Below are 13,487 nucleotides of genomic sequence, written 5' to 3'. Positions count from 1 at the left end.
CATCGCCTCCTGTTTGTAGTATAACGAAAAAGTCCATCCGGATGATTTCCGAATGGACCAGTCGAATCGACTTACTTCTTATTTTGCTTTTGACGGAACGGCCACCAGACACCCGGTCCGAACGATACCGTGATCGCTGGAATCAGGAGCGGTAAGACAATCAATCCGTACAGGAGCAGACCCGTGATAACGATTGTTGCAATCTGAACCAGACTCAGGACACCCGACGGCATCATCGCACCAAACGTTCCGGCAAGGATGATGGCAGCCGTGATGATGACAGATCCCATTTTCTTCATCGAAACATACATCGCTTCATTCGTCTCGAGTCCATTGATCGTTTCTTCCCGGAACCGGTCGAGCAGGAAGATCGAGTAATCGATACCAAGAGCGACGAGCATAACAAATCCGAAGAACGGAACGGCCCAGCTGATGCCGTCATAACCAAGACCGTTGACGAAGATCAGTTCAGCAATCGATACCGACGTATAGTACGTCAACAGGAGCGAACCGATCATAAACAGCGGCATGATCAATGAACGGAACATGATCGCAAGGACGATGAACAAACTGATGATCATGATGACGACCGTCCGTGAGAAATCGGCTTTTGACGTATCATTTAAATCACTGTTGATGCTTGAGATACCGCCGTAAGCAACTTGTGCCTGTTCAAGCGGTGTATCTTTCAGTGTGCTCGCTGTCGTTTTCTTGATGGCAGCGACCGTTTCGATCGCTTCCGGTGAATACGGATCATCATTCAGGATGACTTCGAATTTCAGACCGGTTTGATCATCAATCGTATAACGGTCAATGACAGGTTCGAAGTCTTTACTCACTAAGGTATCTTTTGGAATGAACATCCCGGTACCGCGAATCGTTTTGGCGTTCCCCATCTCTTTCAGGAAATCGGCAGCTTCCGTTAATCCGTCTTCGATTTTACCAAGCCCTGCATTGGCAGATCCGACACCATCCGCCAGTTGGGTTAATCCGGTACCGAGTTGACCGGCTTGTGCACCTTGTGTTTCAATCCCGGTTGCCGCTTGTGCGATCCCCGTTTGAATTTGGGTCAATTGACCGGATAACGCTGTCAATGTCCCGACAGTTTGCGGAATGTTTTCCGCAGATTGTAACCCTTGACCAACAAGCGTTAACTGTTGATTGATTTGACCGAGACCGTCTGCGGCCTGCTGCAGCTGTGCTGCTCCTGCCGACGCTTGATCTCCGGCCGGAAGCTGACCACTGATAGTCTGTAAGTTGCCTTCTACAGTCTGAAGACCTTGACCAACTTCACCGAGTCCATCTTTTGCATCCGTCAGACCAGATGCAACTTGTTTAAGTTGTTGATCGACATATAAATCGTCAATGACATCACCCGTCGGACGTGAGATGGACCGGACAGCTTTGACGCCATCCAGTTTGACCAGTTCGCGGCTCAACTGTTCTGCATAAGGAACCGTTTTTTCAGTCACGATGTTTTGGTCGTCCTTCAGGATAATATTGACCGGCAACGACTCACCCGCACCAAAGCCGTCTGAAATGGCATTTAATCCTTTGACCGTTTCATATTTTGCACCAATCTCATCGACGGTGTTGAACGATAGATCGTCATCATACGTGAACAGGGTCGGGATCGTCACCACAGCGACGATTGCCATCGCAAGCAATGGACGACGAATCGATAATCCACCGTACCGGGCCCACAAACGACTGTCTTGATGACTCGCCGCATTTTTTGACGGCCAGAACAATTTCTCTTTTAACGTCGCCATGAAAAACGGAACCAGTGTAAAGAGAACCAGTAACAAGACTGCGATTCCGACCGCAACGGCGACCGACGATTTAAAGATCGGGAAATCAGCGAACCCGATTGCCGAGAAGCCGACGAGGACGGCAAGACCACTGATGAGAAGAGTCCGTCCCGCTGTTTTATAGGTGTTGACGATGGCTGTCTCGACATCATGTCCGGCAGTCAACTCTTCTTTGTACCGGCTCAGAAGCAGGATACAGTAATCCGTCCCGATCCCAAAGAGAATCGCCACAAGGAAAATCTGCGTGAAGTTCGAGACGGGGAATCCGAACCAATCAACGAAAAAGGCGACAAATGATTGACTCATTAAATACGTGACACCCACCGCAAATAATGGAACGAATGGTGTGACAATCGAACGGAAAACAATTAACAACAGTCCAAAAATCAGACCGACTGTGATTAATTCCGTTCGTTTTAACCCTTCTTGTGAGCTTTTGTTCACATCGGCATTGATGAGTGATTCACCCGTCAGATAGATCGTCCGGTCATCCGGTAAGAGATCACTTCGGATATCTTCAGCGAGTGCCGTGATTTCTTCCTGTGAACCATAAACGGTAATCGGAACGAGGACTGTTTTTTTGTCTTTTGAAATCAGTTGTCCTTCCGTTTCCTTACTCTCAAACGGATTCAGGACTCCAGTCACTGGTTTATCCAGTTTCTCTAAATCTTTAACGATTTGACCGATTTCCATCCGGTCTTCTTTCGTGACGGCTTCCTTTAGCGGAATGACCAGCGAAATCGTTTCTTCACTTGCACCGGCTGCTTTTAAAATATCCGCTGCCCGTTGTGAATCCGTATCACTCGCGAGCTGAATGGCACCCGCATCTTCTGCTTGTTTCGATAAGTTTGGTGCCGCTAAAAATAATCCGACTGTCGCAAGCAACAAGACGATTACGATCGGCCAACGCCATTTGACGATTTGTCGCATTCCCGTTCCACCTCTTCTGTGTCTGTTTTTCTGAATTAATCTTCAATCTTTAAAATAGCTTTGACTTTCCGGAACGTCTCGATGAACTGTTTGATCTCATCATCGTCGACCTTTCCATCAATCAATTGTTCCAAATAACTGTAAATCGCTTGGTCCGACGCTTCGACGACTTCTTTCCCGGCTTCCGTCAAAATAATCCGTTTTGTCCGGTGATCATCTTCCGAACGTTCGACTTCGACCAGGCCGTGTTCATTTAACTTTTTCAGACGATTGGAAATCGCACTTTTATGAACTCCTTGAATGACGGCAATCCGCCCGGAAGCAATCGGTCCATATTTATCGACCAGCTTCAGCAAATGGAGTTGTTCTGGTGAATAGAGACGCCAAACCGGTGAATCAACTGATTTCAGGACACGTTCTGTCCCGTGAATCATCACCTCTTCAAATAATTGAACGGCTTCCCGCAGATTTTCTTTCATGATTAGTTTACCCCCTAAACTCATATCAGTAGTTTAGCCCCTAAACCAGATGGCGTCAACTCCAAACTGTCACAATTATCCTGACATGTAAATCCAATTTTCGTTATGATGGGAGAGAGGATTTATCTTACTGAAGGAGGGCTAAACATGACCGTCTTATTTTGGATTGCTTTAGTAATCTGTGTACTTGGACTTATTTTTACAGTAATGGTCGGACAGAGTCGAAACGAAGAAACGTACAGCAACAGCCAGACAGCCAAAAACATGTCCTGGATGTATCTAGTCTTGTTGCCGGTTATTTTGATCATCTTAGGCATTTTTTATTATTTATTAACTTAAAAACATCACTGAACATCAAACAGGCTGCTTCGATTCTTCATCGAAACAGCCTGTTTGTGTGGTATTCACTTGAGTGTTTTCGGGCGAACGATATAGATATCACACTTCGCATAACGGGTAATGTTTTCAGAGACACTCCCGATCATGATTCGTTCCATTGCATTCATTCCGACAGCGCCACAGACAATCAGCCCTGCCCCGACACGCGGTGCGATGACTTTCGGGATTAATGTTTTCGGTGATCCGCTTTCGATGACCAGTTCAACTTCCGCTACGCCTTCCTCGACCGCCCGTTTTTGATATTTATCAAGGAGTTCCTGGGCGTACTCCGTGACATTTTGATCGATGAAGCGCTGGTTCGCACGGACATTCGCAAAGGTTTGAATATCGATGACATGTGTGATGACGAGTTTTGCTTGATCGAGTTTCGCGAACTGAACGGCTTTTTCAAAAGCTAAGTCTGCTGTTTTGGAGCCGTCGACTGCTACTAAAATCGTGTGATAATGGCTATCCATCGTCGTTCACCCTTTCCACTCTGGCACGGTTACAACATCCGGTCGTTTTCGTTCTCAAGTGCCCGGTTTTCATGGTCAAGCTTCCGCTCAGCCTCAATGCCTTCCGGTTCACTCTCTAAAATACTTTGGGGTTCTGGTTTAGGACGTCTTGCCCCTTCTTCATCCGCCAACAGAACATAAGACCCGTGTTTGACGCTTGTCACATGTCGTTCCATGTCGCCTTCCGGCAGCCCTAACGATTGGAAGGCTTCACGGGTTTCTTCTTCCGTTACCGGCTTTCCAGTAAATCGTTCGAATAACGTCCGTTTCCCTGAAACAAGCTGTGCTGCCGATTGGCCGCGTAACATCGCCATATCGGTTTTATCTTGCAGGACGATGTATAAGTCTTCTTCCAGATATCCGGCAAAGTGTAAGTCTTCAATCTGACGAATCAAATCCGTCTCATTATCATATGTTCCGATCAACTGCTTTTTCCCCATTGGTCATTTCCCCCTTTTATACTTCTATAAGGGATATACCCCAAAAAACCAAAAGCAATGACACCAACTGCCGCTTTCTTAAGAAACCGGTCTTTTTTCTTGCGCAAACAACCGGTCCCGTTTCCGAAAGACAAGAACTACCGCCACCAGGACTGCTATGACGCTCATGACTGTCACGCCTTGTTGAAAGTCCGTTAAACGTCCATTAAAGAACAGACCGACATAATACCAAATCATGACAAGACCAAATACCCAGTCAGTATGCACGAAAATAAAAAATACGATGCCGCAGGCAAATAAAATTAACATGACGGTCACCCACTCGGATGTCGTCAGCCCAAACAAATCTTCAAACCGGAAATCACGCAGAATACGAAATGGTAAAATTAATATTTGGATACTCGACCAGGCAAGAAAAACGGAAAAAGGAGAACGCATCCACGGGGAACGGTTCGGATGATGTTGTACTTTCATATAGATGATACATAAACTGATAAACGAAATCGTTGTCAATACAAGTTCCCATGGAGGACCGACGATACTACTCGCTCCGTATCCGAGCATCGTCAATATAAACCAGCCGCTGATATCAAAAATTAATGTCCGGTCAGCCGGGTACGCTTGGACAGGCCGGATACACCAAATCAGCAAAGTCGTATAGACAACACCAAACACCGCATCCGTAAACGATGCCGGCACGATGGCAAGAGGCTCTCCCGTCGGCGGTTCATACCAGACGACACGTGCTAAAAGGACAAATAAAAAGCTGATTAAATTTAACAGGCGAAGTCCGGTCAATGATTGCATTCCTGTACACCTCCTCAGGTATTTATTTCCCGGGTGTTACATGAAGAAAACAAAAAAATACCGTTTCACCGAAACCGATTTCGTGAATAAAGAATTACAAAGGGAGCGATATCTTATGGAACCTTTCATTCAACCATTTCAGTACAATTTCATCCGTGGTCAGGTCGATGCGATGATTCAGCAATTGGGTACCGTCCATGATCCCGACGTCCGGGACGCCGTCATTTACAGTGCCTCTAAAAAAATCTTTGATTTGCTTCCGGTTTTGACTGCCGAACAGGAGGCGTTATTGATGGTGGTTCGAACCGTTCAAACCGAGACGGATTCCGCCCGGTACCTCGAGGATATCCAACCGTTCGTCCAATCTTTCCCGTCGATTACCGAACAGCAACTGCAGCAACTGTTTCGAAAAACGAAAAAGTTACGGCATCCGCCCCTTCACTCAATCGATTTTCTTAAGACGACCTATTTAAGTTGGAACGACACCGGGAATAAAAAGAAATTTTTTGTCTATCCTTTAAAAGGAGAATGGATTGGAATCGAAGGCACGTATCTTCCGACGATTCAAAAAGGCATCTGTACAATCTGCAATCAATATAGTGATGTCACCCTTGTCTCCGCCCGGACGAATCAATCAGCTGATCAATACCGGGCAATCGGAAATTATATTTGTATCGACAGTGACCATTGCAATGAGCAGGTGACTAATCCGACCGCTTTGGAGAAATTACTGAGTAAGATGAAATGAGTCAAAAAAAGTCCCCGACAGTTGTCAGGGACTCTTTGCTTGATTCAGACTTCCACATGAAATTGATTTTTCCCGCGCCGCTTCGCTTCATACATCGCGACATCCGCCTGTTCGATCAAAGCTGTCCGGGAGGTCGCATGCGTCGGATAAACAGCGCCGCCAATACTTGCCGTCATGAAGACAGGCGTGTCTTTCAGAATGAACGGCCGTTCGAATAACTGAACCAGCTGTCGGCCACATGCTTCGATGTCCGATTCGTCTTTGACATCAAATAACAGTAAAACAAACTCATCCCCGCCTTGTCGGGAGATGACCGTATTATGCGGCAATTTTTTTTCAAGACGGTTGGCGATATCAATGATCAACTGATCTCCAATTTGATGGCCGTATGTATCGTTCACTTGCTTAAAATGATCAATATCGATGAAAAACAGACCGACAAATCGTTGATGAATTTCCGCCCGGCGAAGTTCCTCTTTGAACAAGCGGGCAAACAAATACCGGTTCGGTAAATTCGTCAGTGCGTCATGATAGGCCATATGCTCCATCTCTTCCAATGCCTGTTCGAGTGCTGCCGTCCGCTCCTCGACTTTCGCCTCAAGATTTTCCCGCAACCGTTGATTGTCCATCACGATCCGAACCTGCCTTGAAATCAATAAAGGAATGGCAATCATTAAACCAATCGTCAAACCATTCCAACTGACGGCTTGACGTGCCATTGTCACAAACAAAATCAACAGGAAGACATACGGTGTCACGAGACGAATCCCGTCTAGAATCCGCCGGTTGACGTTAAATCCGATCGGCTGTTCACCAACGTCGAATATCAGTCCCGCCCCGCCAATTAATAAGACGGTCGCAATCCAAATCGGATCCAGCCACATCAAAGAAATCGGAAAATTGGTTCGATTCAAAATGACGTATAATAAATCCGCAATTAATTGCAGATGAAAACCAATCAATATCATCAGAAGCGGGATACTGTTTCCACGTTTCATGACACCAAAGAACAGGATTAACATCCCACCCAGTAACAGCAGATCTCCTAATGGATAACGGAGTAATAACAGTGTTTCCATGCTGAACAGTTCCGCCTGTTCCAAATACGGCGTGACGAGATAATGCCAGGAAATCGCTCCTGTCACAATCAAAATGATGAGTTCATCAAATAGGAAAAATCGTAAATTCACTTCTGAACGGCGACTGATTAAAAAATAACAAAAAGCCAGCAAATAAAATCCGATTTGCAGACTGAATATTAAATCAATTCCATCAAATATTCCGGAACGTTCCAAGTGCTGTTGGGACACGATAAATTCTAACGTTTCGCCAATCGCCAGCGACATATTTCCGAATAAGAGCAGTAAAAATAGACGTTGCGTAAATGGACGATTCGGATGACGCCGCGCCGCTAATACCAACATGATCGTCGAAAGGACAGCGCCTAGAATCATGAACAGGCTGTTTCCTGTTCTCGAAAGGTCCGATGATGTACCGACGATTCCTAACCATAACAAATGAGACATCACCCATCCGCCGATGATGGTATAGATTAGTTTATGCATCGTCCACGCCCTTTCTTTTGTCCTAGTTCGTTTGTCCTATATGTTTATCGGCAAATCTTTCTGTTTTTTAACTATCTTTTCATTATATTTAAATATTCACTGAACGTCTTGTGTTTTTTCTCAGCGCTTGAAAAATTATTGTAAAACAAAAACAGGTACCGGTTGCCGAAGCAATCCGATACCTGTTTGGATTAGACATTTTCCAATGCGTGCAACGGCAGGGCGACCGTAAAGGTGCTTCCCTTTCCGACAGTCGATTCGACATGAATCACACCGTCATGTTCTTTGACGATTTCCTTACAAATCGAAAGACCAAGTCCCGTACCCCCGATTCGTCGTGTATCTGAATTATCCACACGATAAAATTTATCAAACAGATGGGCAAAGGCATATTGTGGAATCCCGATACCGTGATCGGTAATCTGAATCGTCGCATTTTCTTGATCCGCGCTGACTGTAATGTCAACCTGTCCACCGTCCGGTGAATACTTGATGGCGTTGTTGACTAAATTGTTCAGCAACTGCTTAATCCGTGTTTCGTCTCCAATAATCGCTGGTCGTTCTACACTCAACACGTGAAGTTGAATATCGTGAAGTCCGTTTGACGCCTTATAGACACCAATTACTTGATCGACGATCGAATACAAATCAAGGTGAGCCATTTGGTAACGTTGTCCACCGGATTGCATCCGTTGAACATCGAGGAAATCGGTCACCAAATTCGACAGCCGTTCCGTTTCATTATGAATCGTCGACAAATATTTCTGTTGTTTTATCGCATCAATCTCTCGATTGAGCATCAATTCCGTGAATCCGTAAATCGAAGACAAGGGAGTCCGCAATTCGTGAGACACCGTCGAAACGAGTTCTGTCTTCAGACGATCCGCTTCTGTTTCCCGGGTAATATCACGGATGACGAGGATGACCCCTTTCCAGCCACCTTCAATATCGATTCGTTCTGCATATACTTCAAGATGTGCCGAATTACCACGGACATCAAATTGAACTTTATCCGGAGAAACTTCTCCAGAACGTATCAAGTCTAAGTAATCGTTAAATCGTTCGACATCATCGACGATATTACGCATCACTTCAATCACATAACTGGCCGACGATAAAGTCCGGTCCGTCGTAAATTCAGTTTGCAATTCTGGTATCAGTTCGAACAACGGACGATTGACATATAATTCATCATTTCCGTCTTCCAGATAGATAATCGCTTCCCGGATTGAGTCGAGGACCTGCTCGGTTTTTTGTTTTTCCTGTTTCATCTCGTCATACGAACGCGTCCGTAATAAGGATAAAGTCATCTGCTGAGAAAAATCACGCATGTCCGCTAGATGCTGAGACTGATACGGTGATTGGTATCGAACCATATAGACAGCAGCCATCAATTGGTTTGTTGATGGATCGTAAATCGGCAAGGCGACTTCATGTGTACTAAAGCTGTACGGTGTATCGTCCGTTCGTGAGACCCGCTTTTCCGACTGAACGACTTTCGTCCCTAACCGCATCCGGTTCAATAAGGAATTCTCATCATCCAGTAAGGATTGAATCTGTTGTATCTTCATGCCGTTCGTCGTCGCACCGATGTAAACGCCATTGTCATACAATAATAAAGCGCCATACTCGGAAGACGTAATATCCAACATTTTTTGAACAATCGCCGGGTACGATTCGACCGTTTCCCGGACAGCGAGTGCTTCCGTTAATTCGCTGCGCATCTTCAGCTTCTCTTCGTTTTGTTTCGTCGCCTGATATGCCTCTTCGAGTTCTTCTTGTTGCGATTGTAATTCTTCTTGTTGGGCCAGTAATTCTTCACTCTGTGCCTGTAACTCTTCGTTTTTATTCTGCATCTCTTCTTTGTGTAGATTGGTCGTCACAGCCATCTGATTAAAGGATGAGCGCAACATGCCAATCTCATCTGTCCGCCGCTCCATGACATCCATCTCAATCGGCTCGTTTCGTGACAGCTTTCGATTGTCCTCAATCAGGCGTAATAACTGTTTCGTCATTCGTTTCAGGAACGGATGAACAAACAGTAAAATAAAGATAATAAGGACAAAGATACTCGAAATCCAAACCCATTTCGTTTTTGCGACCTCACTCCGCAGGTTGGCAACGGCTGTATCCTGCTGTTGTTGTAAATTATTCCGGTATTCATTTAATGCCGAAGATGCTTTTTCAATATCCGGTTCGACATCAATTGAACCGTCCGCTGTTTGTTTTAATTGACCTTGTTCCACCAATCGTTTAGCAATCGGTAATGAGAACAGACTGTCACCCTGTAAAAAATCTTCATTGATTTGATTCGCCTTTTTTTCATTTACGTACGACTGGGTCAAAGGAAACAAGGCTCCATAATATAAGTTGTACATATTCGTCATTTGGGCGGCAAATTCTTCTTCTTCATCCGTTTTGGCTTTACGGGTAAACCAATCCGTTTCACTTTTGATTTCTGTCCGTAGCTCCTGGATTTGATCAAAACGTTCCTGGTTACCGAAAATGACAAATCCCCGCAAACCAAACTGGACGTTCTGCCAGTTATCCCATAAATGATCTGCGCGACGATTTTGTTCGCTGATGACTTCTAAGTTATCGCGTGATGATTCGATTCGATTTTCCATATAACCATAAACCATAAAGGAAGTCATCGAAACCAAAAACAGTAAGACATATAATACTGCCAATAATTGCCGCCCGATTCGTCTCCGAATCCAATTAATCATGAAATATCCTCCTCATCATTCGCTTCGAATGATGCTTTTTTAAAAAATAGTCGAATCAATTAAAAGTAACATATTTTCAAAAAAAATACTTTAAAAGTAAGATAACTCATCAAAAAAAAAGCACCCTTTTTCGTTTTACCCGAAAAAGGGTGCTTTTAAGACTTATTTCTTCGCTTTTTTGACGACAACTGTTGTTTTAGTACTCGTTTGTTTCAAGTCATTTTTGAGATAAACATACAGCTTCGCTCCTGCTTTTTGTTTCGTAATCTTCACAGAAAACGTTCCTTTAGAAGTAACGGTTCCTTTGGCGATGACTTTTTTCTTCGCATTTTGGATATACACATGCGTTTTTTTCTCACCTGTACCGGTTACTTTCGTTTGACCGGCTGTCACCGGCTTTACTTTCGGTGCAGCTGGCGGAGCAAGAACCGTAAGGACGGTCGCTTTGCTCGAACGGTTGGCAATATCTTTTACCGTGATCGCAAGACGGGCATTAGGGGCTAATTTCGCGACTTTGACCGTGAATTTCCCTTTACTGTCGACAACGGCTTTTCCGATTACTTTCTTTTTTGAATCTTTAATTGTAATTTTACCATTGATGATAGCTGTACCGGTTACTTTCGTTGCTCCGGCCAACACACGGTTGACTTTCGGTGCAGCCGGCGCTTTCCCTGGCAAAACTTCCGTCCGTTCCGATGTCACGTCAAGACCGTTCGCATAACGAATCGTCAAGACAGATGTTTTTTCCTGACGGGGAATCGCCACACTGTATTTACCGGCTGTTGCTGTTGTTTTTGCCAACATTTTTGCCGTGTCTTTTGTATCCGTCAACTTTTTCGTCGACCAAACTTCAACTTTTGTACCCGTTTTAACTTGTCCGCTGACAACAAGCTGGTTGTCATAGACCGGGTTCACTTTTCCGTTTAGGTGCAATTGCGAGATCGCACGTGTGATGTTGACTTTTCCATATCCCGATACCGGGCTGACGAATGCCGGGAAGTCCGGTGTCATTTCTTTTTCATATCCTGGTGGATACTCATCTTCCATATCTTCGTCTTCATCATCGTACCAATCGTTCGGATTCTCAAAGGCAAGCGGTTCAGCACTTGTCCGTAAGATTGTCTCGATTTGTTTCGGCGTCAATTTTGAATCGAGTGACGCAAGAATTCCGGCAACGGCTGCGACGTGCGGTGACGCCATGCTTGTTCCGTCCATATAAACGGTATTACCGTCCGGAACAAGACTTGCAATTTTTGAACCTGGTGCGACAACATCGAGTCCGATGCCGTAGTTCGAATAATCAGCAACCATACCGAGCGGATTTGTCGCTCCGACAGAAATGGCGTATTCTGAACTGGCCGGGAAACCAACGGACATATCGTATTCGTTACCTGACGCTGCGACGACCGTTACACCGCGATCTGCCGCATATTTCATCATATATGCCATCGTCCGGCTTTCACCGCCGCCAAGACTCATATTGATGATTTTTGCCCCGTGATCAACTGCATATTTAATTCCGAGTGCGATCGCATCCGTTTCCCCTTCACCGTTGGCGTTCAAAACCTTAACGGGAAGAATTTTCGCCGATTGATGGATGCCGCGAATGCCGTAATCATTTTCAAGGGCTGCTGCAATCACACCTGAGACGTGTGTTCCGTGACCGTTATCGTCGAGTGCATTTCCGTTCCCGTTCACATCGACGTAGTTCTTTTCCTGGGCAATATCAACTTTCCCTTGTAAATCCTTCAGGCGGTAATCCACCCCTGTATCAATAACTGCAATCGTGACTGGTTTCAACTTTTGACCTGCATTGTTTTTCAGGAATTTTTCGAATCCGATTCCCGCATCCGGGAACTGTTCGACGCTCGATTTTTGGTTGAGCGACCATTGGTAGTCATAGTTGATGTCACCAGTTGCTCGGTATGTCTGAACTTCTTCGACATACTCAACAGCACTTGATTTTTTCAACGATTGTTTCAGGACTGCTGCCGACTGATTTTTAACCGTCGGATCTTCCGTGACGATGACAAACTGACCTGTTTTACCAAGCGATAACTTCTCAACGTCTGTTGCCTGTGTACCGGCGATTTTCATCGTCCGCTCTGTATGACCCGGTTTCAGCTTAACGATGAACCGTGTTTTAGCTTCTGATTTCACTTGAATACCAAATGGTTTGAAGGCATCCGTCAAATTGGATCCACCAATTGTTTCAATGTTCGCCGTTTTCGCGACTTGATTGATTTCCGTTGCGATGACTTCCGGTGATGCGTCACGAGTCAACGCGTATAAACGGTTGACCGCTGCTTGATCGGTTTTCGTCAATGTGTATGATGTACCGTTGACAAGAGCAGACATGGCCGGCTTCAGTGATTTTAAATCTTCATATGCTTGTGTCCGTTTGTCTTTGTTGAACAACAAGGTTTTGACGACGTATGGTGATGCCTTGTAGTACAACGACGTTAAACTGCGTCCTTGTTCCGACTGGCTCAACACTTGTTTTTGAATCGCATGCATCAAGGCAAGCATCGGTTTTTCGTCCGATGTTTGTTTCAGTGCTTCTTCCGCCATACAGCTGATATCGCTGATTGGCTCATATTCGACAGCCAATTTGACATTATTGTACGTCAAGTTGACATTTGCTGGCTTGACCGTCTTATCTTCTTCGATTTCCGGATAATAATCGACTTTGACGTAATATGGTCCGTCCCATGCATACGGAACAGCGATTTTTGTGACGTCCTTATCGTTTGGTTCTGCATATCCGCGGTAACGGTCAAATGTCTCATCTTTTGATGCCATCTCTTGACTAGGGTAAGCCGTTACTTCGATCGGCTGATCCGTATCAATCGATAATTCAAAATGTGTCGCCGTTTTTTCAATCCCGGCTTGATGATCGACCTTATACCAATATGTATTCGTTTTATTCATTCCTGTTTCCAGAAGCGTTTCCTGTCCTGCCTTTAATAAGACAGCTTCCGACAATTCATTTGCCGCTGCTGTTTTAACAGCTGATGGTCCGATTCCGAGCGTCAGAATCAAACAGCTCAGCATGAGCCAAATCGTTAACTTTTTCACAATGTTC

At 45.1% G+C, this 13,487-nt stretch carries 10 protein-coding genes; 2 read left to right on the top strand and 8 right to left on the bottom strand.

Annotation, left to right across the window (positions count from 1 at the left end; translation table 11 throughout):
- Positions 1–71 precede the first annotated feature (71 nt).
- Together AC3IRK_RS02035 and AC3IRK_RS02030 are read right to left on the bottom strand one after the other, a co-directional pair.
- Complete coding sequence (locus tag AC3IRK_RS02035; RefSeq protein ID WP_489170349.1) at positions 72–2,741, bottom strand: MMPL family transporter; 2,670 nt, start codon at positions 2,739–2,741, stop codon at positions 72–74.
- Between the two features lie 35 nt (positions 2,742–2,776).
- On the bottom strand, positions 2,777–3,220 hold the full coding sequence (locus tag AC3IRK_RS02030; RefSeq protein ID WP_026829386.1) for a MarR family winged helix-turn-helix transcriptional regulator: 444 nt from the start codon (positions 3,218–3,220) through the stop codon (positions 2,777–2,779).
- 147 nt (positions 3,221–3,367) lie between these two features.
- Between AC3IRK_RS02030 and AC3IRK_RS02025 the strand changes: the two genes are divergently transcribed.
- Positions 3,368–3,559 carry a hypothetical protein gene (locus AC3IRK_RS02025; protein WP_012369273.1) on the top strand — a complete coding sequence of 64 codons (192 nt, stop codon included), beginning with the start codon at positions 3,368–3,370 and terminating at the stop codon, positions 3,557–3,559.
- A 65-nt stretch (positions 3,560–3,624) separates the two neighbouring features.
- Here AC3IRK_RS02025 and AC3IRK_RS02020 read toward each other — a convergent pair whose 3' ends face one another.
- From AC3IRK_RS02020 to AC3IRK_RS02010, 3 genes are all read right to left on the bottom strand, one after another.
- Positions 3,625–4,074 carry a universal stress protein gene (locus AC3IRK_RS02020; protein ID WP_114597045.1) on the bottom strand — a complete coding sequence of 150 codons (450 nt, stop codon included), beginning with the start codon at positions 4,072–4,074 and terminating at the stop codon, positions 3,625–3,627.
- 29 nt (positions 4,075–4,103) lie between these two features.
- On the bottom strand, positions 4,104–4,553 hold the full coding sequence (locus tag AC3IRK_RS02015) for a general stress protein (protein WP_188005103.1): 450 nt from the start codon (positions 4,551–4,553) through the stop codon (positions 4,104–4,106).
- A gap of 78 nt (positions 4,554–4,631) precedes the next feature.
- The gene (locus AC3IRK_RS02010) at positions 4,632–5,360 is read right to left on the bottom strand and encodes a hypothetical protein (RefSeq protein WP_214855591.1); all 729 of its coding nucleotides are present in this window, start codon (positions 5,358–5,360) and stop codon (positions 4,632–4,634) included.
- 115 nt (positions 5,361–5,475) lie between these two features.
- Here AC3IRK_RS02010 and AC3IRK_RS02005 point away from each other — a divergent pair, with 115 nt between their 5' ends.
- Positions 5,476–6,108: a FusB/FusC family EF-G-binding protein gene (locus tag AC3IRK_RS02005; protein ID WP_165871670.1), complete on the top strand. Its 633-nt coding sequence runs from the start codon at positions 5,476–5,478 to the stop codon at positions 6,106–6,108.
- 44 nt (positions 6,109–6,152) lie between these two features.
- Here AC3IRK_RS02005 and AC3IRK_RS02000 read toward each other — a convergent pair whose 3' ends face one another.
- The 3 genes from AC3IRK_RS02000 to AC3IRK_RS01990 form a co-directional block, all read right to left on the bottom strand.
- Complete coding sequence (locus AC3IRK_RS02000; RefSeq protein WP_489170348.1) at positions 6,153–7,673, bottom strand: diguanylate cyclase domain-containing protein; 1,521 nt, start codon at positions 7,671–7,673, stop codon at positions 6,153–6,155.
- A gap of 191 nt (positions 7,674–7,864) precedes the next feature.
- Complete coding sequence (locus AC3IRK_RS01995; protein ID WP_489170347.1) at positions 7,865–10,402, bottom strand: ATP-binding protein; 2,538 nt, start codon at positions 10,400–10,402, stop codon at positions 7,865–7,867.
- Between the two features lie 162 nt (positions 10,403–10,564).
- Positions 10,565–13,480, bottom strand: a complete 2,916-nt coding sequence (locus AC3IRK_RS01990; RefSeq protein ID WP_489170346.1) for a S8 family peptidase — start codon at positions 13,478–13,480, stop codon at positions 10,565–10,567.
- Positions 13,481–13,487: the final 7 nt, after the last annotated feature.

The sequence above is a fragment of the Exiguobacterium sp. GL_137 genome (assembly GCF_057834585.1).
This window is presented reverse-complemented; position numbering and strand designations above follow the sequence as displayed.